Source organism: Ferrimonas sp. YFM, from assembly GCF_030296015.1.
GTDB lineage: Bacteria > Pseudomonadota > Gammaproteobacteria > Enterobacterales > Shewanellaceae > Ferrimonas.
The window spans coordinates 4557570-4581796 of sequence record NZ_AP027368.1; the positions used below are offsets into that span (position 1 = coordinate 4557570).

Genomic DNA, 24227 nt, shown 5'->3' on the forward strand with positions numbered 1-24227 from the left:
GCCAGGCCTAACTAAGGCCCGGCTCTTATTGCTTAGTTAGCTGGACAGCCCTTCTTATTAACAATACCGCCGTCTGTCGGACATCTATCTTTCTTGTTAGGCACTCCATCGCCATCGATGTCGGGATCGCAGGCATCTCCAATGCCATCAGCATCTAAGTCTGCCTGGTCTGTGTTGGCCGCAAGTAAGCAGTTATCGCTTGCATCATTCACTGAATCGCCATCAGAATCAGCATCTGCTGCAAGCACATCACATGCATCGCCTACGCCATCGTCATCATAGTCTGACTGGTTCGGGTTGGGTACTGCAGGGCAGTTATCAGTCTTGTTAGAAACCCCGTCGCCATCTGAGTCACTGTTTTTGTTTGTTTTTTCTGTGTCACAGGCATCACCAATTCCATCTGAGTCGCTGTCAGTTTGGTCGGAATTCGCAGTGCTTGGGCAGTTGTCTAGCTCATCAGTTACCTCATCACCATCGGCGTCCTGGCCAGTTTGAATCAGGGAGGTGATGGTACTTATTACACTTATTTCGCCTTGTATAGAGTCATTGAATACTAAAACTAACCTCGCAAAGTTTGCTAATGAGATGTCCGGAGGATTGCTAGAGTTCTGTTCGTCAGTGAGAAATGTAGGTGGAATGGAGCCAGATGCCTGACTTTGAAGAAGAAAGTAAGAGTAACTGTAGTCATCAAATGCAACACCAAGATCATAGATTTCGCGGTTGACCGTGTAATCGTCGTAGTAAGTTACTCCGTCAAAGGAATCGTTTCTTAGGTTTATGCTGCCACTACTAGATGTTGTGGCCGTTCCATCAGACAAGCTGCCTACCTGAAATGAAACTGCAGATGGTGGCGGATAGAAGGTGCCGTTACTTGTGCCGATAGGTGGATCGTTGGGGTCGAAAGTGTATTCAAGGATCACGGTGTCTCCCAATTGAAAGGGGTGTGCCGCTCCTAGGTCAGCTGCGATGTGGCTTATGATCCCTGTGGCTCTAAAAGTGACCTCCTGGGCAGTGGCCAAAGGAAGCCCAAAAGGTATCGCGAACATAAGAGTCGCCAGAGTTTTATGGTTGGTCATGCTGAAGATACGTGATCTTTTCATAACGGGTACCACAACTTAACGAAGTGAGAAGAATGCTTGCAGAAAAGAGGGCTAAGTATAGTGGCTGTTCCTTTAACCGCCACTCGGCGTGAGCAGCCAACTTTAGTGATTGGGCAGAGAGTGTAGTTCTTTCATTCGTGAACTCGCTGACCTGCTGACATATGACGGGACCCGTCTGGCGTTGCAAAGCTGTATGGGGTGGTAATTTCAGGTGATCGGGTAGTGGTGAGGGTGACAGTCAAGGCCGGGAAGAGTCAGCTATGCCAGTCAGCCACAGCGTTGTGTATCGAAGGGTAAGAGGGGCAGCCACCCTTAGCCTGCCCAGGCTGCGAGCCGCCTGGGTTGGCTATTGGCGGGAGTTATGGCTGAGACACAGGTGGCCACAACGCCTGGAAGGCGGTGAACGCTACCTGCGTCAGTGGCGCCTGGCCATTACCCTGCTTCTGCTGCTGGCGGTAGCCATGGTGGCACTGCCAGCTTTGGCTAACTCAGACGTTCTGTCCCGCCACATAGCCGGAGGCCCAGGCCCACTGGAAGTTGAAGCCCCCCAACCAGCCGGTGACGTCCATCACCTCACCGACGAAGTAGAGACCGGGCACCCTCTTGCACTCCATGGTCTTGGAACTGAGCTCATCGGTGTCTACCCCACCCAGGGTCACCTCGGCGGTGCGGTAGCCCTCGTCGCCGCCGGGCTTAAGCTGCCAACGGTTGAGCTGTTCGGGAATGGCGGCCAGGGTGGCCTTGTTCAGCTGCCCCAGGGGGTGATTGGGCCAACCGTGGTAGGCGATCAGCGTCTCCGCCAACCGCCCGGGGAAATGCTCTGACAGCCAGGTGGAGAGCTGGCGCTTGGGGTTCTGCTCCCTGGCCAGGGCCAGGGCCTCGGCCACGTCCACAGCGGGCAACAGGTCAATGGTGACCCCCTCGCCGGGCTCCCGGTAGTTGGAGGCCTGCAGCACACTGGGGCCGGAGAGGCCACGATGGGTGATCAGCATCTGCTCGGTAAAGGCCGGGCCACGCTTGGCGGCCACATTGGCGGTCAGGCTGATGCCGGACAGGGGCTCGAAGTGCTGTTTGTCCTGGGGTTGCAGAGTAAAGGGCACCAGGCCTGCCCGGGTCGGCTTGAGCCTGAGGCCAAACTGCTCAGCCAGCTTGTAACCATAGGGGGTGGCCCCCAGCTTGGGCATGGAGAGGCCACCTGTGGCCACCACCAGAGACTGGCATTGGATGCGGCCGATGCTGGTGGCCACGGCGAATCCGCTCTCCACCCGGCTCACCGACTCGATCTCGGTCCGCAGCCGCAACTGTACCTGGCCCTTGTCGCACTCATCCAGCAGCATACGCACGATCTCTTTGGCGCTGTCATCGCAGAACAGCTGGCCATGATCCCGCTCGTGATAGGCGATGTTGTGGCGCACCACCAGATCGATGAAATCCCACTGGGTGTACTGGGCCAGGGCGGATTTAACGAAGTGGGGATTGCTGCACAGGTAGTTGGCTGGCTCCACATAGAGGTTGGTGAAGTTGCAGCGGCCACCACCACTGATCAGGATCTTCTTACCCGCCTGCTTGGCGTGGTCGATGACCATCACCTTACGGCCGCGGGCAGCGGCGGTTGCGGCACACATCAATCCGGCGGCACCGGCGCCGATCACCAGCACCTCTGTTTCAAGACTCATCACTTCTACCTAAAAAACAAAAAGGGATGCGGCTGCATCCCTTTGGAATCATTTTGACCACCGGTCATTTTACTCGGACTTGGGGTCCCGGGACAGCAGTTGTTTCGCTGCCTCCTTCACCGGCTTGCCCTCATAGAGCACCTGGAAAAGCTGTTCGCAGATGGGCATCTCCACGCCGACCCGCTTGGCCAGCATGTACACCTCTTTGGTGTTGCGATACCCCTCCACCACCTGACCGATCTCGGTCTGGGCGGTGTCGACATCTTTCCCCTGGCCCAGGGCCAGGCCAAAGCGTCGGTTACGGGACTGGTTGTCGGTGCAGGTCAGCACCAGATCACCCAGGCCAGCCATCCCCATGAAGGTGTTCTTGTCCGCGCCCAGGGCACAGCCCAGACGACACAGCTCCACCAGACCACGGGTAATCAGCGCGGTACGGGCATTGGCACCAAAACCGATGCCGTCAGACATGCCAGCGCCGATGGCGATGACGTTTTTCACCGCACCACCGAGCTGCATACCGATGAAGTCGGCGTTGCGGTACACCCGAAGCCAGGTGCCGCAGTGCATCAACCGGGCCATCTCTTCGGCGAAATCATCGTCGGTAGAGGCCAGGGAGATGGCGGTGGGCAGGCCGGCGGCCATCTCTTTGGCAAAGGTGGGACCGGACATCACCGCCAGCGGGATCTGCTCACCCAGGATCTCACGGGCAACATCCTGCAGCAGCCGACCAGTCTCAGGCTCCAGGCCTTTGGTGGCCCAGACGACGCGGGCGTCATCACGCAACAAGGGCTGGGCCTGTTTCAGCACCAGGGCGAATACATGGCTCGGCACCACCACCAGCACATTGCGGCTGGCAGCCAGGGCCTTGCCCAGGTCCGCTTCCACCACCAGCTCATCGGGGAAATCGACGCCGGGGAGAAACTCCTCGTTGCGGCGATCCTGCTCCAGCTGTTCCATATGGTCCGGCAGGTGCCCCCAGATGATGGTGCGATGACCATTCCGGGCCAGGGATATGGCAAGGGCGGTGCCATAAGACCCCGCCCCTAGAACCGTTACTGCGGCTTGTTCAGTCAACTGACTCGCTCCCTTAGGCGTCAGCTTGCTCAGCGGCTTGTTCCTGCTGACGCTGAACGTACTGAGCGAACAGGGCGTCGAAGTTTACAGGAGCCAGGTTCAGTGGAGGGAAGGTACCACGGTTAACCATGCTGGCGATCGCTTCGCGAGCGTAAGGGAACAGGATGTTAGGGCAACCAGCACCCAGGGCGTGGGCCAGCTGAGGCTCAGGCAGGTTGGCGATGGAGAAGATACCGGCTTGCTGAACTTCGCACAGGAAGGCCACGTCTTCTTCAACCTTGGTGGTTACGGTGATGTTCAGAACCACTTCGTACACGTCGTCAGCCAGCTTGTTGCTGCGGGTATCCAGGTCCAGCTTAACTTCTGGCTTCCACTCTTTCTGGAAGATAGCGGGAGAGTTAGGAGTCTCGAAGGAGATGTCCTTGGTGTATACACGCTGAATCTGGAACTGAGGTGCGGCCTGCTCGTTGGCTGCGGTGTTAGCTGCTTCTGCCATTTGTCTAAATCCTAAATATTGTTGTCGTCGTTCTGGGCGTCTCGAAACTCCACAACCTGGTTACGGCGGTCGCGCCGGGCCGGCTTGAAGCTGAGTGTGTCGCCATCCATATCGTCTTATGCGCGACCAGAAAAAGGGTTAGCGCCTTTTACGCACTACCAGCAGGTTGGCCGCTTTCCAATCGGTCATGCCACCCTGCAGGCTGAATACCTTCTCAAAGCCCGCGGATACCAACATTTGCGCCGCCTGTACGGAGCTCACGCCAGCGTTACACACAACTATAATGGGAGCACTCTTGTGGTTTTCAAGGGTGGACAGCTGATTATTTTTAATCTCTGCCAGAGGAATGTGCTTGGCGTTGGCGATGTGGCCCTTGCGGAACTCCTCATCGCTGCGCACGTCCACGACCACGGCGTCCTCTTTGTTGATCATCTGCACCGCCTGCTGGGCGGGGATATTCTTAACCTTGGAGAAGGCGGATTTGATGGTGACGAACAGGAAGGCCACCAGCAGACCCACCCAAGCCGCACTCAGCATGGCGTGACGGCCGAGAAAATCGATATATTCCTGCATTAACTTGCCTAAATCGGTTGACGTTGGTGAGGAGTGAAAGTCGCCAGTATAACCGGATCCCCCGGCATGTGAAGTGTCTGTAACCAGCGGGGACGGGGCGCGGATCACAGCACAGAGGGAAATGAGGATGTAATAAAATTACATTTTTGCCTGGGCGATCTGGAGAAGATCGCTGGTTACGTTGTACACTGACAGCAGTTTTATTTGCGATTGCCTCGACGGCAAAAAGGATAGTAGATGACCAAGCGCACTACCCCACTTGCCCTCCTGATCCTGGACGGCTGGGGACACAGAGCCGACGCTGACGACAACGCCATCAGCAGAGCCAACACTCCCACAATGGATCGCCTGTTCCGCGACTACCCCTCGACCCTGATCTCCGGATCCGGTAACGACGTTGGCCTGCCCGACGGTCAGATGGGTAACTCCGAAGTGGGCCACATCAACCTGGGCGCCGGACGCATCGTCTATCAGGACCTGACCCGAATCGGCAAGTCCATCGAAGACGGTGAGTTCAACCACAACCCTGTACTGTGCAGTGCCGTAGACAAGGCCAAGGCCAACGACGGTGCCGTACACATCATGGGATTGCTCTCTCCCGGGGGCGTACACAGCCATGAAGACCACCTGGAAGCCGCCATCCGCATGGCCGCCGAGCGTGGTGCCAAGAAGGTGTACCTGCACGGCTTCCTGGACGGCCGCGATACCCCGCCCCGTTCCGCCCACGACTCCCTGGTTCGCTTCGACAAACTGTTCGCCGAACTGGGTTGTGGCGCCATCGGCTCCATCGTAGGCCGTTACTACGCCATGGACCGTGACCAGCGTTGGGAACGGGTTCAGGCCGCGTTTGACCTGCTGACCCTGGGCAAGAGCGAGCACAGCTACGCCAGTGCCACAGACGCCCTGCAGGCGGCCTACGATCGTGACGAGAACGACGAGTTCGTCGCCCCCTCCTCCATCGACGCAGACGCCACCTTCAACGATGGCGATGCGGTGATCTTCATGAACTTCCGTGCCGATCGCGCCCGTCAACTGACCCGCGCCTTCACCGACGCCGACTTCGACGGTTTCACCAAGGCCAAGGCCCCCAAGCTGACCGACTTCGTGATGCTGACCGAGTACGCCGCCGACATCGACACAAGCTGCGCCTTCCCGCCAGAGGCCCTGAAGAACACCTTCGGTGAGCTGATGGCCAACCAGGGCAAACGCCAGCTACGCATCTCCGAAACCGAGAAGTACGCCCACGTTACCTTCTTCTTCAACGGTGGCATCGAGCAGCCCTTCGAAGGAGAAGAGCGCATCCTGGTGAAGTCCCCCAATGTCGCCACCTACGACATGCAGCCAGAGATGAGCAGCGGCGAGCTGACCGACAAGCTGGTGGACGCCATCGAAAACGGCAACTTCGACACCATCATCTGCAACTACCCCAACGGCGACATGGTCGGTCACACCGGCGACTTCGATGCCGCAGTGAAGGCCTGCGAAGCGGTGGATGCCAGCATTCAACGTGTTCTGGACGCCATCGAGCGTGCCGGTGGCGAGTGCCTGATCACCGCCGACCACGGTAACGCCGAGCAGATGTGCGACGCCAATTCCGGTCAGGCGCATACCGCGCACACCAGTGAGCCTGTTCCCTTCATCTACGTGGGCCGCAACGCCCAGGTACGGGAAGGTGGCCGCCTCTCCGACGTGGCTCCCACCATGCTGCACCTGATGGGCCTGGAGATCCCCGAGGAGATGACCGGTACCCCCATCGTCACCCTGGCGGAATAAGATGAAGTTTCTGTCGTTCCTGTGGCCCGCCCTCCTGGCGGGCCTGTTCAGCCTGCCCCTGGCCGCCAGCCAGGAGGAGATTGATCAACAGCAGCAGCAGCTTCAGAAGCTGCAGAAGCAGATCAAGGCCAGTCAGTCCAAGCTGATCGCCAGCCAGGCCAGCCGGGACAAGGCCAGCAAGGCGCTGCGCCAGGACGAACTGGCCATCGGCAAACAGGCGGCGGCCATCCGTGGCAATCGCAACAAGCTGGACAGCCTCAATGATCAGCTGGCCGAGCTCTCCAAAGAGCAAACACGGCTGGAGCGACAGTATGAACAGCAGCAACAGCAGCTGGCCGCCCAGATCCGCGCCTCCTGGGTCGCGGGTCAGGGAGAAACCGGTCAACTGCTGCTCAAACAGAACAGCGCCGACAAGCAGCGGCTGCTGACCTACTACCACTATCTCAATCAGGCACGCATCCAGGCCATGGAAGCGATCGCCGACACCAAAGACGCCCTCACCAACAACCATCGTCAGCAACTGGAACGCAAAGCCCAGCTGGAGCGTACCCAGGAGAAGCTGGACAACCAGCAGAAATCCCTCCGCCAGCAGCAGGAAAAGCGAAAGCAGACCCTGGCCAAGCTGGAAGCCCAGCTCAAGAATGAGAGCCGCAAGCTCAACCAGCTTGAGGTGGACAGCGAGATCCTGGCCCAGGCCATTGAGGAGGCCCTGGCCGCCCTCGCCGCCCGCCCGGTCTCCCTGGACGGACTGAAAAAACTCAAGGGCAAGCTGGACTGGCCGCTCTCAGGTAAGGTCAAGCACCGCTTCGGCAGCCACCGCCAGGGGCAGCTCAAGTGGAACGGCCTACTGATCGCCGGACGGGAAGGCCGCAACGTTGAATCGGTAGCCCCAGGCCAGGTGGTGTTTTCCGACTGGCTGCGAGGCTATGGCCTGGTGGTGGTGGTGGATCACGGCGAAGAGTACCTCAGCCTGTACGGCCACGCCCAAAGCCTGCTCAAGGAAGTCGGCGATCGGGTAGAGGGGGGAGAAGTGATTGCCCTCAGCGGAGACTCAGGCGGACAGTCCGATAGCGGACTATACTTTGAAATCCGTCATCGGGGACTCGCTGTGGACCCTGCCCCCTACCTGAAGAGGCGGTAACACAGCCCCGCCAATGTGGCCAGAGGGTATGCGCTATGCCGCAACTGTTCGCCTTGCTGGTCGGCATTCTGTTTGTGTTCAGTCCACAGGCAGAAGAGCACAGGGAAGTGGCGGCGCCGACACTGGAAGAAGCTCAGGAACTGATCGTCACGGTGCAGGACATCGTGGAGTATTACTACGTCGATCAGGTGGATCGCCGTGCCATGATCGAGGGCGCGCTCAAGGGGCTGTTTGAATCCCTGGATCCGCACTCCACCTACCTGACCCCACAGACTCTGGAACTGCTCAGAGAAGCCAACGACGGCCATTACTACGGCTACGGCATCGAGGTGAGCATCGACGAGGGAGTGGTGCAGGTGATCACCCCCCTGGCCCACAGCTCTGCCCACTACGCCGGCATCAAACCGGGGGACATTCTGGTGCGGGTGGACGACCTGCCCGCCACACCGGACACCATGGACAAGCTGATCCAGTACATCAAGACCGCCAGCCGCGAAGACCGCACCCTCACCCTCACCCTCAAGCGGGAGAAAGCGCCCATGCCGCTGACGGTGAGCCTGCAGCCCAGCAACATCACCATCGACAGCACCCAGTTCCGCTCCCTGCCCCACCAGGTGGGCTACCTGAAGATCAACAGTTTCAACCGCCAGACCACCGACGAGGTGGCCAGATTCAGCAGCCGCATCCGCCAGGAGGGGCTTACCCAGCTGATCCTGGATCTGCGCAACAACCCCGGCGGCATGTTTGACTCCGCCGTTCAGATCGCCGACATGTTCCTCGACGCCGGGCTGATCGTCTCCACCCATGGCCGCTTCCTGGACGCCAACAACGACTACTACGCCTCAGACGCCGCCCCCCTCGGCCAGCTGGAAGTGGTGGTGCTGATCAACGAAGGCAGCGCCTCGGCGGCAGAGATTCTCGCCGGTGCCCTCAAGGATCACCAGAAAGCCACCCTGTTTGGCCAAACCTCCTTCGGCAAGGGCACGGTGCAAAGCCTCATCCCTCTGCTGGGGCAGCAGGGCGCCATCAAGCTGACCACCGCCCGTTACGCCACCCCCAACGGCACCTTCATCGACAAGAAGGGGATCGACCCGGACATTCAGGTGCTGCTGGAGAATAGCGTCGAGAAGCCTATAATGGCTGAATCAGAAATGAACGGACAATGGCTACAGGACAGTCAGTTGGCAGCCGCCTATGAGTGGTTGTTGCAGCCTTCCCGGGAGTAATCATCAGGTACGCTTTTCTGGCTTTGCTGCTGTGGGTCCACACCGCCACAGCGGCAGAGCTGACGCTCATTATCGACGATGTAGGTTACCGGCAGACCGATAAAGGTGTGCTGGCGCTACCTGCTGCCACCACACTGAGTGTGCTGCCCCATACCCCCTGGGGTCGGCAGCTGGCCATCGCCGGCTGGCGCCAGGGCAATGAGATCATGCTGCATCTGCCGATGCTGGCCGATGGCGGCAACGCCCTGGGGCCCAGCGCCCTGGTAGGCGGCATGACCCCCTGGGAAGTACAGGTCACCATCAAGCGCGCCCTGGCGGACATCCCCTTTGCCCGGGGCATCAACAACCACATGGGCAGCACCCTGACCCGCCAGCGCCCCATGATGGACGCCGTCATGGCGGAGGTGGCCCATAGAGATCTCTACTTCGTCGACAGCCTCACCACCCCGGACTCCGTCGCCTACGACGCCGCCGTGGCTCAGGGGATACCGGCCCTCAAGCGTCATGTGTTTCTGGACAACGAAACCGAAGAGGTGGATCTGCAGCAACAGTTTGACCAGGCGGTGACCATCGCCAGGCGATATGGCCGGGCGGTGCTCATTGGCCACCCCTACCCGGAAACCCTGACCTTCCTGGAGCAGGCATTGCCCACCCTGGACGGCCAGGGCGTCACCCTGGTACCGGCTTCGGCTCTGCTCAGCGACCAACAGCGGGCCCAGCTCAGGCCACTGAAGCCGCCCACCGCCTTTCTGCATAAGCTGCCCACGCCACAGCCCTCCCAGGCGAGCCTGGGCGGCGCCAGCCTCCACTAGAAAGAGCCAGCGATTGCTGGCCCTTTTGTTATTGTTCGGCAGATTAGAAACCAAACTTGCCATTGCTGTTGGCCCACTGCTCCTGAGGCGGAATCGCTTCGATGGTGTCCCAGTGTTCAACAATCTTGCCTTTGCTCAGGCGGAACAGGTCGTAGAAGGCCACATGCTCACCGAGGAACTGCCCTTCGCTCACCGACAGCACAAAGTTGCCTTTACCCAGGGTGATGTGGTGCTTGGTGTAGATCATTGGGGTGCCCGCGTCCGCCAGTGCCCCCAGGGCAGCAAACAGCCCCTCCAGATCATCGGCCACGCCAGGGTTGTGCTGCAGATAGTCGCCCTTGCCTCCATCGATGTAGTTGCTGATGTCCCCTGTGCCATCCATCAAAATGGTCTCGACGAACTCGGTGACGATCATGATGTTCTCATCGGTGCTGTCCAGATCGCTGATTCGGGTCTCGCCGTCGAACTGGGTGCGGCCGCTGGCGTTGGGGGGCGCTATCTCCTGCAGGTTGTCCCAGTGCTCGACGATCAGGCCATTTTCGAAACGGAAGATGTCGAAGCCCGCCTTGGGACCGAAGAAGTTGTACTCAGTATGAGCCACCACGTATTCGCCATACTCGAACACCCGCTTTACATCCGCCTTGGCGCTGCCCTCGGGCAGGGCCTGCAGCACCTCACCGAAACCGGCCAGGCCATCTTTCACCGCCAGGTTGTGCTGGATGTACTTATTGGGATTGATGTAGGCCACGGGAGCCTGATCGCCGGTCTCGATGCTCTCCAGCAGGGCCACCACCTTCTGCTCTTTGTCCGTCAGTGCGGGGGCGTCGTTATCGGAGTCGGAATTGGCACACCCCACCAGGCCCAGAGTCAGGACCATAGAGGTGGCGGCCGCCAGGTGTTTGATCTGTTGTTTCATAGCTGTCTCTCCCTTGGAATCTGGATACCATCCTAGATATCTCCCTCGGGTGAGGCGCGGTGGGTTAAAGCCTAAAAATGGTAAATGTCGAACATTTAGATTAACTAACCAGGCTTGAAAAACGGAGTTAAACAGAAAAAATGAGAGTCAAGATCGTTAAATGTCGGCGAATTGCCAGATAAATAGGGGGTAGGCGCTGGAGATTGCGCTATCAAGCAGCTGGTGAATATCCAACTATAAAGTGGGCGTAATGAAGCTGTGACGAAACTGGCTGGGCGTCATCTGCACCTGTTTCTTAAAGTACTTAACGAAGTTGCTGGCGTCTTCAAACCCGAGATCCAGGGCCATCTGGGACGAGGTATCCTGACTGACCACCAGCCGCCGCTTGATCTCCAGGATGGTGTAGGCATCGATGGCCTGTTTGGCGGTCATCTCCATGGCCGTCTTGCACAGGCAGTTGAGGGTCTTATAGGTAACGCCTATCTGGCCGGCGTACCAGTTGGCATCCCGGGTCCGGTGAAAATGGGCCTCCAACAGCACCATGAAACGCCCCAGCCGGACACGCTGCTCATCCGACAGCCTTTCCTGCCGATGTTGCGGCTTAAGCCGGTGAAGCAGCAGATTCAGCGCGGAGAACAGATGCATCACCATCAATGAATCCGGTTGCTCCAGGGCGGTTTCCCTGGCCATTTCGCCGGTCAGTGCCTGACAACGGGCCAGGTTTTCGACGTCCAGTTGGGTCAGCGGGTGGTGGTGTTGATTCAGATGGGTGGGGGTAAAACTGGTCAGGCGCATCTGGTTGTGCAGCTTATCCAGGAAGCCCTGGGTGAACAGCAACAGCTTGCCTTTCAGCTCGGCACTGAAACGAAACGCCTGGACCTGTCCTGGTTGAACAAAAACCACGGTTCCGGGAGAGATGGGGTGCTCCTGAAAGTCCACCATATGCTGACCCTGGCCCTGCTCAATCAGCAGCAGCTGGAAGAAGCGGATACGATGGGGAAGCTGAGGGTCATGCCGCTTCATGGCACGGCCAGACAGGGACTGCAGAGATAAGATCTCGAGCTCCGCCTGATTGGTTCGATTGAGGTCAAACCCCACCTTGGGAATCGCCATCCCTGTCTCCGCTTCTGGTCCCGACAGCCCAGTGTACTGACTGCCTCAGAAGGCGCAAGGAGGAACGCTCCCTGCAATTGAGTCAATGGAGGAGTTAAGTTTGCCGCCAGAGCTGTCGCCTGGAAAAGCTCAACTTGTTTTTTTCTGACTCTGTCAGCAGATGTTCAACATTCCTGAGTAACTCTTCCACCTGCTTATAATCTTTCGCTTGCCAAGCTGGACCGAGTTGCCGGCGAATATGAGACAGCCGAGTCTCTATAGCAAGCTCATGACTCTCAAGATCGCGCTGCTCTTTCAGGGCAAGAAAAGCTTCAGCATCCCCCTTGAGTAAATCGGGACCAATATCTAACAACAGTGATGCCATCTTCTCCAGGCACCGCACCATTGACTCCTCTGAAGCCGCAGCAAAAGAAGTTTGGAGATCAAGAGCTTCAACACCCTTTAACATCGCCACTTCTCTTAAGTCGAATGTCTCTTCAGGCTCATAATCTGTTCGTCCCTGCTGGCCAATACACACTTCAAGGTCATATCCGTGGCCAAAGTCATAAGACACGATGACAATAACCTCATCGCTTTCATATCGGGCAGTTCCATCTAGGCCATCAACTCGACTAAAACCAAAACTCTCTTCTAAATAAGCAAACTCTGAGACAGTGGCCCTTTTGAATCCTGATAAGCTCATGCCCGCTCCTTACAGCTAGAGGTTATCCCTTGAGCGCCGCTCCGGCTCTCAGAGTTTCATAGGTGTCCTGCTCGAGCAGGGTGAGGGTCGCCATCGCCTGCTCATCGGTGCCGCCGCAGAGGTCGGCGTCCGGCTTGAAGGCACCGCACACCACAGGCCGCTGGGGCTGGCCGAAAAGCTTGCACAGGTTGTTGTCATCCAGCTGAATGCAGCGCACGCCGGCGGGCTTGCCATGGGGCATGCCGGGAATGGGGGAGCTGATTGAGGGAGCGATGCAGCAGTGGTGGCACCCTGATTTTTAGAACTTAGAAATGGCTATAAGCATATAATTTAGCTCAACTTTACATTTTTTCTAAACTTAAGCCCATTGGGCAATTTTTCCCCTCGCCAAAAACTAAGCCGTTACGCACGATTTCTAAAACTATGCTCCAACGGGGCGATTTACCTCCGCGGGAGCATGGTATGGGCAGGCTACCTCCTTCACTGTCCCCGAGTATAGTACCCCTCCAACCTCGGAGTTGTGCGTACATCACCAGCAGTAACGTTTGCGACTCCGTTCCTTTCAATGATCTTTTCTCTTGCGCCACCGAGAGAAACGGCTATTCGTGGGTAGTCTTCTTCCAAATCTGGATACTCTTCCTGCAACCAGAGAGGGAAAGCAGGAGCCCGTGCTAGTTGGAGTTCTTTACCGCGTACATAGACACTACCCTTAGCAAGCTCTTTGACCATAGGAAGTTCTGCCCCACCACCTGTAAGCGCTATACCAAGAGCTCCATTAGGTGCGCCATTTGTAAAGCTAGAATCGATTCTAGACAAAATCCTATCTCTACACTCGGTCAAAGATCGTCCGAAGCTCTTTACCTGCTCCAATGCCAAAAACTCATCAATGGTTACGGTTACAAGTTCATCTGTAAAGAGCCTTACAGAAACCTCTCCACTTAAAAACAAGCGCTCCTTGTGGTCTCTAAGGTCAAGTTCTAGGTTACCGAGAACATTCAACCAATGCTCATGTGTATGGTCGACTTCAGATTTGCTAAGAATAAAACCCTTCAGTAGGTTATCCAGATGATTTCCAGCTTCAGTTATACCTTCATTTGAGTCCGCAACCTCAAGAGCAGTACTTACTTTTGTATTTTCGTCATATCGCATTCTAAACACACTGAAGTCACTAGTTCCTGCCCCGACATCAATTACCATCACTAAGGAGTTCACACTTTTCGTCCAACTAATTAGTGAACCAGCGACACCCAAAGGTTCTGTGATATCTTCGGCAATGAATGGGTAATTCAGTCGCTTTTCTCTTATCGCATATACTATTTCAACAAATTTATTAATAGGTATGCCATCTTGCATCGAGTTGCTGAACGTATCTGCTAGAATCTGTGCTTCGCCTAACATGGAACCTAACAATTGAGCTGTATCTCGTGATTTTGAAAGCTCTAAACATGGCATTGCATACCTTCGAATAACATTCTTCGGCTCACCTAACTCAGCCAAGCACTGATTAGCAGTCCATGTCAGATACATTAGATTAGCAAGGATCATATCCCCATACGTTACACTATAGGATGTCGGGTTGAACCTTTCACTAACTATACTTGAAAACCCTTCCTCTGATAAATATCGCTTAATATTATCTAATCGCTGGCGCCCATCTTTTTCTAACCGCGAACGATCAACTGCTGACTTTCCAAACCAAAGGTATCCTTCTTGGTCAATAAACACAGAAGAGATCAGCATTGTTTCACTAATTTCCTCTTGGTCACCAGGAATCCCTAGGGTTAAAACCTCAATTTCCTCAAAATCGCTTCCACCACTAGTGTCACGAACCAAAGTTACCTTTGACATAGCAGTACCAAAGTCCAAGCATAGACGGTGGCCCTCTGAAGCTTCCGGTAAATCAAGGACACTCAGATCTATCTCTATGCTTGGAGAATCTTGATCTTCTACCTGGGTTTTAGGTGTGTCATCAATAGTTCTGTTTGAACTATCCAATTCAAAAGTAGCTTGCTTCTCAACGGTTACACTTGGCTCTTCACTACTTAATACGTTTAAAGCCAGCCTCAAGGCACTCATTTCATCATCAGTTAATGTACCACGAAGTTCATAGCTATCTTCTTCTACTTTCCTAAACCTCTTTATAAGGCTCTTAAGTAGAACCTTTCCCTCAAAAACTTCCATCATAAAACCTCCATGTGACAAAGTATCAATCTGCGTTCTTAACCCTGGGCTTCACAAGTATCTTGGTTTTTCCACCGAAGTCTTTCTGAATACCATCACGTAACACTTTCACCTTACGAACACCATATTGGTGTCCTCCCAGCATTTCGTGTTGCAAAGGGTTATAATCTAATACTGCTCCTTTCAAGCCCATATGTTTGAGCTTTCGCATCTTTGCTAGATGCCTTGCTGTCTCAGAAATTTCCCCATAACTTAGGGCAGCTTTTTTTACATTCTCTGATAGTGCTGGCTCCATCACTTCCAGCATTGGAACAACAGCCCTTTCAAGCTTTTCCATAACCGTTTTACTTTCTTCCACATTAATCAACAACGACCCTATTTGTTGATCATCTGAATTACTCACTTTGTGCTCGGCCACACGTTTAGGAGAGCTTACATCTCCAGCTCTTTCCCACCACTCTCGCACATCCGGATCAAGCTCATGTGCACTGGAGAAATGGGCTATAATCGCAGCTCTAGCCTGCGCTTTCGAGTAGTAAGCAAAGCGGAGTGAATCCATTAATCCTTTATCTGTACTATTTTGTCTAGCCAAGACCAAAGCAGACTCTTTTAAAGCTGTTCTAACTTTTTCTAGGAACTGTGACCTCCGCATGATCTCAACCCATACATCATGCTTAAATGTTGTTCTCGCACGGTCAAGTACGCTATATGTTTCTGCTATCAGAGCAAACGAGAACCGCAGCTCGATCACTCGCAAGAGAATAGATAGAGTATCATCGATGAGATCCACCAAGACAGAGACATCAACATCTTTTCGGCTTGTCATCGTCACAGATGAGAACCATTCAGATAAGGCAACCCCAGGGCTATAGCCTACATCGCCTTCCCACTGCCGTATTACGTCCGAAGAGACACTACTCAAACGTCTGGCTCGTTTGTAGCGAGTATCATCACTGTCGATGGCTTTTAATGTTGGAAATACTTTGGAAGTACTCAGCAAAAAACCTGCTAAGGATCCAAACTTAGACAACGCGGTAGACAACAGCACACGTCTCGCCTTTTCCGCTGTATCGATATCCACCGCTTGATTAAGGCAGTACTCCGCTAACCACGGCTGGTTTAACTCAGCTAAGCAAAGTGATGCATAATACTTCTCATCGCCATCTTCAAGAGCCTCTATTGAGCCAGGTTGAGTTTCAGAAAACAAATCCGATAAACGAGAAAAAACAGCGCCTTCCCTGCCCCGAGCCACCGCTGACAGCCTTCCTAAAACCGCAGCACAGATCAAGGTTCTATTTTGAGAGTCCGAGCGTACTAAACCCTTACTGAGGACGACATCACAAATATGATCCAGATTCTGTCCTTTTATAAGCGCTTGAATCTTCTGTTTCGCCATAACTCTAGTGAGAAGCTCGTTGACTCCCCGCAAGTCCTGACAATCCTCAATAAAATCGAGTTGAGCTTCTACACCATCATCGAGAACTTGCTCTAAGTGCCCCATTCTCTCCCCCATCTACATTTAAAAATAATTACTATCTACAAGGGCATTTGTACTACAACTTAACCATCCGCTGCATGCTCTGGCTCAAAGAAGCTTTGAAAGCCGCATCTTTGGCAAATCGTTTGTAGAATTCCATGTCGACCAAGCGATGTTTGAGCATCACCTCCGTCAACATCTTCTCCCAAGCTAATTGGCGGTTATGAGGGTCAGGGTTATTCTGGTACTTAGCCTCGAAGTCTGGATGGTTCTTCATGCTTTCAGCGATCTTTATGAACTTGATCCGATTCTCTTCAGGTGTAGCGTCCCACCCCTGAAACCAGTGCTCGTTGAAAGCTTGGACAATCTCATCAAGAGGATTGGTTTCCTTTTCACCGCCGTGAGCTCCTCGTGGATTGGGATTTTGCGGATCTAGCTCAGTTTCTTCGGCATCCAAACCTATCTTATGATTCAGCTTCACCCGCTCCAGACCATAGGAACTTAGATCAACCGACTCCAACAACTCATCCAATACATCCGCTTCAGGATCTTCCAACTTCAGCTTTGGAATCAAAAACTTGAGGAACCAAAACAACTTCTCCCATAACACCACTTCATAAGGCATAATAGAGGCCATTTGGCCGTAGATCTTCACGAACTGCTTGGCCTTAATCTTAAAGTCCGCTTTATCCTCATTTTCCAGCTCCAACTCATTGTTGAAGCGGGCAGCAGCAGTATCGATAAGCGGGCTCAACTCTTGAGCATCCACGCCATCAATAAAGCGGGTAGTGAACTGGTCTACTTCATGCCACTCGTAGACACCCACATCATCCATGGCGTCCTTCAACTCGTGCAGCACGTTCACATCAGTTGCTTCGGACAAGGTGGTCGCGGTGTAAAAGGGGTCAAACGAGCTCTTGATATCCTCAACGGTATTGAAGAAATCCAGGACAAACAAGTCTTCTGTCTTTTTGCCCAGTTTCGGGGCAGAACGGTTCAGCCGCGACAGGGTCTGCACACACAGCACCCCAGGGAGTTTCTTGTCCACATACATTGAGCAAAGCTTGGGCTGATCAAAGCCGGTCAAATACTTATTCGCTACTACCAACAGGCGATATTCATCGGAATCGAACTTGTCTTTGGTCTCGGTATCAGCAAAACCATTCAGGCTCGCTTCTGTATGCTCAATCCCATCGACCTTTTTGGTTTCTGAGAATGCCACCGCTACTTTGAATGGGTTGCCCATCTGCTCCAACTGGCGTGTAATAGCTTTGTAGTAACGGATAGCTGTCTCAATATTCTGCGTGACCACCATACCTTTGCCTTTGCCCTTAAGCTTCTTGGCATTCACCACATGGGGGATAAAATGGTCGAGCATTATCTCCGCTTTGATATCGATGGTCTGCTGACTCCGCTCCACATAGGCTCGCAGCTTTTTCTGGGCTTTCCTGCTATCAAACTCTGGGTTTTCAGCGATCGACTTCTCAATCTCGTAGTAGCTCTTGTAGGTGGTGTAGTTGGCCAATACATCAAGGATGAACCCCTCCTCAATGGCCTGCTTCATTGAGTACAGGTGGAACGACTTAAAGCTTCCGTCATCCTGCCGCTCACCAAACTTCTCCAAAGTGGAGTTTTTAGGCGTTGCAGTGAAGGCTAAGTAGGAGGCATTACCTCGCATCTTTCGGGCACGCATTGCCTGCAGGATCTTATCCTGAGCATCCTCGTACTCCTCATCAGAGCCCATCGCCTTGTTCATGTTGTCATGGGCAGAGCCCGATTGAGAGCTGTGCGCCTCATCAATGATCACGGCAAAGCGCTTATTGCTAAGATCAGATATCCCATCGATGATGTAGGGAAACTTCTGAATGGTGGTAATGATGATCTTCTTACCGATCTCAAGCGCCGATTTGAGTTCTGCCGAGCGATTAGCGTGCGCGACAATGTTCTTAACCTCAGAGAACTCTTTGATGGTGTCCCGCAGTTGCTTGTCCAGCAAACGACGGTCAGTCACCACGATCACCGAATCAAATAACGGCTGTTCAATGCCACAGCTCCCCGGCACCTCATTACTAACAGGATATGCCTCAATAAGCTGAAATGCAGCCCAAGTAATAGAGTTGGACTTACCCGAGCCAGCCGAGTGCTGAATAAGGTAGGTCTGCCCCACCCCTCGGTTGCATGCATCATCAATCAGCTTACGCACCACATCCATCTGGTGATAACGGGGAAAAAACAATGTGCGCTTATTCAGCGGCGTTTTGCTGGTGCCATCCAATCGGACAAAGTGCTGAATGATATTGGCCAGGCTCTCCTTGGTGAACACCTCTTCCCACAGGTAAGCCGTCTTATGGCCGTGAGGATTAGGCGGATTCCCCTTACCATGGTCGTAGCCCTTATTGAACGGCAAGAAGAAGGTTTTTTTTCCAGCCAGCTTGGTCGTCATATAGACCTCATCGGTATCCACCGCCATATGCACCAGACATCGACCAAAACTCAATAGCGGCTGGGTAGAATCACGATCTTCCTTGTACTGCTTCTGCCCATGGTAACGGGCATTCTGACCGGTCCAAGCGTTCTTTAACTCCAGTGTGACCACAGGGATACCGTTGATAAACAGCACCATGTCGATCTCCTGCAGCGGCCTTTGCTTGTTGTAGCGAACCTGCCGAGTACAGCTGAAGATATTGGCGTCGAAGTTTTGCTTAACCCGCTCACTGCTGCTGGCCAGCGGTGCCGGGCACATCAAGATCAGGTGGGCGTCATCAACGCTCAGGCCCTTTTTCAGCAAGTGCAAGATCCCATGCTTGCTGATCAACCGGTCAAACCGTTCCAGCACCTTGCGCTGCCAATCATTGGGGCTGTTGCGCTTAAGCTTCTCCAGCTCCTGTTCCTGTGTCAGCTCTAGGAATTGCCAGAAGTACTTGGTATCCAGCGCATACTGCATATCAAAGTCATCCGGCACTCCCAACTGGAATCGGCGATTACCATAGTTCGGAACGGCCCCACCCAGTTTAAGAGTCTCAACACAGGTGCCCGTCAGGTGTTTCTGAATGGCGGCTTCAAGTGCTTGTTCGTTGGTTTTACTGGCCATCTTTGCTTCGGTCCTTCTTATCAAAAACTCGCTTGTTTCAAAGCTTGCCCCGCTTGGTTTAGCGGGCCTTTGAAGGCCTTTTCCAATCGGCTCATCTGCTCAAGGTGCCAGGCAACCCACTCGGGCCAGCGCTCCTTGTTGAACCCTTCAGCAGCGCGGGCAAACTGAATGCGGCAGGACTTCTTGTTATCCAGTCGCATCCACTCCAATGGCTGGCCGAATGTCGCCTCAATCTCATCTTTGTGGGCAAACAGTTGGTCGAACAGAAACTTGTTCTGCTCGGTCTGGCCACGGCTGATCCACAACTCAACGCGGATCTCCTTCTGGCCAAAGATCAGGTTGAATGGGCAACCGGTCAGCCCTGAACCGGCAGAGAGCCAGTGGTCCTTGCTGGGGCTGATGTTGTTGTAGAGGGTACATGCGCTGCTCTGGAACGCCTCCAGCGCCTGCTCCCAATAGGCATTGCGGACGTGGTGGCGGGTTTTACGCACCACCTCGGTGCTCTTCTCCTCCGCCTCCTTGGCGTTGATTCCAATCATCAACTCCTTGGCTTCCGGCGTCGGGATGATCTGGTCGATATTGAGCAACAGCTGCTCGCCCAGGGAGTAAGGGGTCACCTTAAAGCACTGGATCACCAAGCCCTGTCCCAACAACCACAGCGCCGTGCTGGTCACCTCCTTGCGGAAGTTGGCGGCCACCAACATCAAGCGCTGACTGTTACCCAGGTTGAGCTTCACTTCATCGAGATCAGGCGCATTGAGAAACTCGCAGATCAGCTGTCCGGCGTCCTGTACCTCACCCGGAAACTCACGGCTCAAGTACTTCTGGTAAATCTCAACGATCTGCCCCTTAGTCAGGTTGGCGCAGTAAGAGGCGTATTTCAGCGCCTGCCACACCACATCCCGGCCACTGTCATCCAGCTTATTTTCGATGATCACCAGATTGCCGTCTTTATCCAGCGCCAACAGATCGAGCCGCTCCCGGGTTTCATCGAAGCCATCAAACTCCTTCTGGATGATCAGCAGATCCTCCCCCAACACTTCCGGCCGATGTGCCAACCACTCCTGCAGGTGCTTACGTTCGGTAAAGCCCAGTTCACCAAAGCTGCGCACCGACACTGGGCTGATCCGATTGCTTGCCTGATCCAAGGTATACATACGTTGTCCCTAACTCCTGTTCCCTTAAGCCACTTTGATTTTGCCAGTCACAGCAGCATTGATCAGCGTGGCTTTGTACTCTTTCAGCTTCTCGATTTGCTGCTGTTGTAGTTCAATAGCCGAGTCAATTTGCTTACTTTTCTTTTCTAAGTATTCGAAAATCTGGAGCTGCTCTTCCTTAGGGGGAAGTACTACAGTCATGTCTTTCAGAAGCTCTTGCCCTAGCGATGCTCGAGTTACCAAGTTCATTTCTTTCACAAAGTAGTCTCTCAACATTGGAGCATTTAGGACGTACTTAGAGAACTCTTTGGTGAGTGCCTTTGTCGTTGGCCTGAAGCGGATGAGGAAGCCGGCAAAAGTCGCCTTTTCAATGGTCTTGAAGCATACAGATGCAAAGCCAATCTCTTCGATTGTCTCAGACGTTCGAGTAAACAGAACGTCTCCAGAACTAACGGAATACAAGTTCTGATCCGCCTCACTGGATTTAGCTAGCCCAGTAACCTCTTCAGGCAGTTGGCGATTTCGATAAACGTCTCCATAGCTGACAAATGGTTCCCCAGAACCAAAGTACTCTGCGCCTGCACTGATACCATTCTGAGTCGTTCCCAAGTACCTGAGTCGCTTTGTGTTCCAGTGCTCAGGAATCTTGCCGATCCAATCGACTCCAGAATCCTTCATCGGTGTATCTGGGTTTACCCCTTGTGTAACCGCCTGCTGGATGATGATTTGCTTACGCTCTTTCAACAGAGCGACTTGCTGCTCTTTGATAGCGATGGCCTGGTCTAGCTGAGCACTTTTTTCATCCAAGAAATTTGCTATTGAAACCTGCTCCGCCTCTGACGGCAGAGAAACAGGAACACGCTTTAGCTGGGGCCAATACAGGTTTCGTTGGATTGTTCCAACACCTTTAGAGCAGACTAGATAATGTGCCACCATCGCTCCGTCACGAAACAGATAGTTTGCATAGCGTGGGTCAATCTCTTTAGAAAGGCTCAAAACCAAGTATGCGGGGCTAACGATGCCAGTATGTTTTGATACGCCCACAGAGCCACGCCAGGCCTGCTGATTGTTGAGGACAAAATCACCCTGTTCGACCAACTGATACTTGCTTAAGTCTGAACTGGTTGCATTGGTTCGCTTGGCGTCGACGTCGGAAAAACGAACTACACCTTTGTCCAGATAAACAGAGAGAAGCTCTTTGTCTTCATGGTTCACTTCTGACTTCAGTTCACACAAAGTTAATAGCGGTCTCTGATTCCAGTGAGCAGGGATATCGCCCAACCAATCAACTCCCGAGTCTTTGTACTCGTCGTACTTGAGCATCGCATTCAGGCTACTCATGCGGTCTCCCCCTGTACCTCTGCTACCTTAACGCCCAGGATCTCGGCGATCAGGCCTTCAGCCTTCTGTTCCAGCTGGATAATGTCGCCCGCTACCACATCCAGGCTGCGCAAAGGCTTATGGCGGTAGAAGTGCTTGTTAAAGCTGATCTCGTAGCCGATCTTCACGCTGTCGATATTGAGCCAGGCTTCCTCAACGTGCGGCTTCACCTCATCGAGGAAGTACTGATAGATGCTCTGTTTCAGCGGAATGGATTCTGAGTCGCGCAGCTCGCTGCTGGACTCATAAGTAGTGAACTCGTTGGTTTTGCCCGTTGGGTAGTAACCGAAGTCCGGCAGGTCCTCCTCCTCACATTCGCAACGCTCCAGCAGTTCATCCAACTTAGTGCTGGTCAGCTTAGCGACCTTCTTAATTACCTTTTCGGCGGTTGCGTCATACCAGCTAACGGCATTCAAGATGACCTTTTTCTCAGGGCCGCCCAGCTTGACCTTCTGCGCTTTCAGCACAGCATCCACATCTTTGCGGAACTGGTTAAAGTCGCGGTATTCCTCAATACCAACCTCCTGCTTCAGCAGGTAAGCGGTATCCACCAGCTCCTTCAGACCGACCCAAGTTGCTGTACTCAAAAGCTTGGTTTTGGCCTTGGTATTGAGGGTGATGTCGTTCTCTTCACACCAGGTGAGGATCGCCTTCTCCTGAGACTTGAGGAAGTCCTTCTCATAGACCTGCTCTTCGTGCTCGGCATAGAGGTGCGCCATGACTTCCCGTAGCGACTTATCAAAGCGCAGGGTTTCAATCAGATCATCACGGAACTGGGCCTTACGACGGTCTGGTCGCTCAACGGTTACCTTGAAGTAGCCAAAATCGTCGTTATTAAACTCCTGAGCAGCAATACCTATCGGGTTGTTCTGCTCATCGGTAGCACGCTCGATGGTGGCTGCATCCAGATAGGTACGGGTGATCTCTTCGATGTGCTCTGGGGTAAATTCGCAGTTCTTCTCACCCAGATTCTTGCGCAGCTTCTTAAACAGCAAGCTGGCGTCGATCAGTTGAACCTTGCCTTTGCGACTTTCCGGCTTGTTGTTGTTCAGCAGCCAGATGTAGGTCGTGATCCCGGTGTTGTAGAACAGGTTGTTAGGCAGCTGAACGATGCCTTCCAGCATGTCGTTTTCAATGATGTAGCGACGGATATTGCTTTCACCGCCACCGGCATCACCGGTAAACAGGCTAGAGCCGTTATGAACTGAGGCAATTCGCGCTCCAAGAGGACTGTCCTTGGTGGACTTCATCTTGGTGACCATCTCCATCAGGAATAGCAACTGGCCATCGCTGGAGCGCGGCGTCGCATCCTCAGTAAGCTCCTCACCCCAGTAGTCCTTCAGCTTCACCTTGAAGCGAGGATCGATAACTTCCTTACCTTCCTTGATGTGCTTTTGCTCAGAAGCCCAGCTCTTACCGTAAGGGGGGTTGGACAGCATAAAGTCGAAGCGCTGACCGGCAAACTCGTCGGTGGAAAGGGTAGAACCCACCTTGATGTTCTCCGGGTTGTTGCCCTTGATCATCATGTCGGACTTACAGATGGCATAAGTCTCGTCGTTGATCTCTTTACCGTAGAGATAGATATCCCGGCTAGATGCAGTGACGGGGTATTTCTCTTCGATAAAGTTCTGGGTCTCGGTCAACATGCCGCCGCTTCCACAGGCTGGATCGTAGACGGTCAGTACGTTTGGCAGTTCGTCCTTGATGGGGTCGAACACCAGGTGGGTCATCAGTTCGATCACTTCACGTGGGGTAAAGTGTTCACCCGCCTCTTCGTTGTTCTCTTCGTTGAACTTGCGGATCAGCTCCTCGAACACGTAGCCCATGCCCAGGTTGCTCAGAGCTGGCATCTTGATGCCATCCGGATCGTTCTTCTCTTCCGGCGTCAGGTTGATGTACGGGGAGATGAACTTCTCCACCACATCCAGCAGCACCTCTTTGCCTGCCATATGGCGGATCTTTTGCTTCAGATCAAAGCGCTCAATGATCTCTTTTACGTTATCGCTGAAGCCGTTGAGGTAGTCTTCAAAGTTGGTCAGTAAGATTTGCTGATTGTTGGTCGCCTGATTGTACAGGCTTCGCAGCGTAAACTTGGAAGTGTTGTAGAACACATAGCCAGATGCTTGGCGTAATGGCTCCTCATCCAGCTCAACCTCGTTCATCTCTTCAAGCTGGAACTTGGCTTCGTCCAGCACCTCTTGCTTGCTCGGCTCCAGCAAGGTGTCCAGGCGGCGCAGCACCACCATCGGCAGAATCACATCGCGGTACTTACCACGAACATAAACATCCCGCAGGCAGTCATCGGCGATGCTCCAGATAAAAGAAACCAGTTTGTTGTGTACTGAATGGTCCATAAGAG

The 24227-nt window shown here is 53.8% G+C and carries 18 protein-coding genes and 1 pseudogene; 4 read left to right on the forward strand and 15 right to left on the reverse strand.

All coding sequences use genetic code 11. The features are described from left to right. Positions 1-32 precede the first annotated feature (32 nt). The 5 genes from QUE41_RS21100 to QUE41_RS21120 form a co-directional block, all read right to left on the reverse strand. A complete protein-coding gene (locus tag QUE41_RS21100; protein WP_286340917.1) occupies positions 33-1100 on the reverse strand; it encodes a thrombospondin type 3 repeat-containing protein in 1068 nt (355 codons plus the stop codon). A gap of 488 nt (positions 1101-1588) precedes the next feature. Then, entirely contained in the window at positions 1589-2776 is a 1188-nt protein-coding gene (locus QUE41_RS21105) for a BaiN/RdsA family NAD(P)/FAD-dependent oxidoreductase (RefSeq protein WP_286340918.1), read from the reverse strand. Between the two features lie 69 nt (positions 2777-2845). Beyond that, positions 2846-3850, reverse strand: coding sequence for an NAD(P)H-dependent glycerol-3-phosphate dehydrogenase (gene gpsA, locus QUE41_RS21110; RefSeq protein WP_286340919.1), 1005 nt, complete (start codon positions 3848-3850; stop codon positions 2846-2848). Positions 3851-3863: 13 nt separating this feature from the next. After that, positions 3864-4346 carry a protein-export chaperone SecB gene (gene secB / locus QUE41_RS21115; protein WP_028108043.1) on the reverse strand — a complete coding sequence of 161 codons (483 nt, stop codon included), beginning with the start codon at positions 4344-4346 and terminating at the stop codon, positions 3864-3866. A 138-nt stretch (positions 4347-4484) separates the two neighbouring features. Next, on the reverse strand, positions 4485-4919 hold the full coding sequence (locus QUE41_RS21120) for a rhodanese-like domain-containing protein (protein ID WP_286340920.1): 435 nt from the start codon (positions 4917-4919) through the stop codon (positions 4485-4487). A gap of 237 nt (positions 4920-5156) precedes the next feature. Here QUE41_RS21120 and gpmM point away from each other — a divergent pair, with 237 nt between their 5' ends. Genes gpmM through QUE41_RS21140 form a run of 4 tightly spaced genes read left to right on the forward strand, consistent with a single transcriptional unit; the run spans position 5157 to position 9871 of the window. After that, positions 5157-6692 (forward strand): 2,3-bisphosphoglycerate-independent phosphoglycerate mutase, encoded by a 1536-nt coding sequence (gpmM, locus tag QUE41_RS21125; protein ID WP_286340921.1) that lies wholly within the window; start codon positions 5157-5159, stop codon positions 6690-6692. A gap of 1 nt (position 6693) precedes the next feature. After that, positions 6694-7833 (forward strand): murein hydrolase activator EnvC family protein, encoded by a 1140-nt coding sequence (locus QUE41_RS21130; protein WP_286340922.1) that lies wholly within the window; start codon positions 6694-6696, stop codon positions 7831-7833. Between the two features lie 35 nt (positions 7834-7868). Continuing rightward, positions 7869-9059, forward strand: a complete 1191-nt coding sequence (locus tag QUE41_RS21135) for a S41 family peptidase (RefSeq protein ID WP_286340923.1) — start codon at positions 7869-7871, stop codon at positions 9057-9059. A gap of 23 nt (positions 9060-9082) precedes the next feature. Then, positions 9083-9871, forward strand: coding sequence for a divergent polysaccharide deacetylase family protein (locus QUE41_RS21140; RefSeq protein WP_286340924.1), 789 nt, complete (start codon positions 9083-9085; stop codon positions 9869-9871). Positions 9872-9914: 43 nt separating this feature from the next. Here QUE41_RS21140 and QUE41_RS21145 read toward each other — a convergent pair whose 3' ends face one another. The 10 genes and pseudogenes from QUE41_RS21145 to QUE41_RS21190 all read right to left on the reverse strand — a co-directional run bounded on the left by QUE41_RS21145 (position 9915) and on the right by QUE41_RS21190 (position 24222). Continuing rightward, positions 9915-10787 carry a nuclear transport factor 2 family protein gene (locus QUE41_RS21145; RefSeq protein WP_286340925.1) on the reverse strand — a complete coding sequence of 291 codons (873 nt, stop codon included), beginning with the start codon at positions 10785-10787 and terminating at the stop codon, positions 9915-9917. A gap of 234 nt (positions 10788-11021) precedes the next feature. Further along, on the reverse strand, positions 11022-11900 hold the full coding sequence (locus tag QUE41_RS21150; protein ID WP_286340926.1) for an AraC family transcriptional regulator: 879 nt from the start codon (positions 11898-11900) through the stop codon (positions 11022-11024). 94 nt (positions 11901-11994) lie between these two features. Next, positions 11995-12582: a hypothetical protein gene (locus tag QUE41_RS21155; protein ID WP_286340927.1), complete on the reverse strand. Its 588-nt coding sequence runs from the start codon at positions 12580-12582 to the stop codon at positions 11995-11997. 22 nt (positions 12583-12604) lie between these two features. Beyond that, positions 12605-12874: pseudogene (locus QUE41_RS21160) on the reverse strand (YkgJ family cysteine cluster protein); the annotation flags it as partial. Between the two features lie 188 nt (positions 12875-13062). Beyond that, a complete protein-coding gene (locus QUE41_RS21165) occupies positions 13063-14766 on the reverse strand; it encodes an acetate and sugar kinases/Hsc70/actin family protein (protein WP_286340928.1) in 1704 nt (567 codons plus the stop codon). A 22-nt stretch (positions 14767-14788) separates the two neighbouring features. After that, a complete protein-coding gene (locus QUE41_RS21170) occupies positions 14789-16264 on the reverse strand; it encodes a hypothetical protein (protein WP_286340929.1) in 1476 nt (491 codons plus the stop codon). 52 nt (positions 16265-16316) lie between these two features. After that, positions 16317-19331 (reverse strand): type I restriction endonuclease subunit R, encoded by a 3015-nt coding sequence (locus tag QUE41_RS21175; protein ID WP_286340930.1) that lies wholly within the window; start codon positions 19329-19331, stop codon positions 16317-16319. A gap of 20 nt (positions 19332-19351) precedes the next feature. Then, the gene (locus QUE41_RS21180; protein ID WP_286340931.1) at positions 19352-20488 is read right to left on the reverse strand and encodes a DUF4268 domain-containing protein; all 1137 of its coding nucleotides are present in this window, start codon (positions 20486-20488) and stop codon (positions 19352-19354) included. Between the two features lie 24 nt (positions 20489-20512). After that, entirely contained in the window at positions 20513-21829 is a 1317-nt protein-coding gene (locus QUE41_RS21185; RefSeq protein WP_286340932.1) for a restriction endonuclease subunit S, read from the reverse strand. After that, positions 21826-24222, reverse strand: a complete 2397-nt coding sequence (locus tag QUE41_RS21190; RefSeq protein WP_286340933.1) for a type I restriction-modification system subunit M — start codon at positions 24220-24222, stop codon at positions 21826-21828. The genes QUE41_RS21185 and QUE41_RS21190 overlap by 4 nt, the downstream gene beginning before the upstream one ends. Positions 24223-24227: the final 5 nt, after the last annotated feature.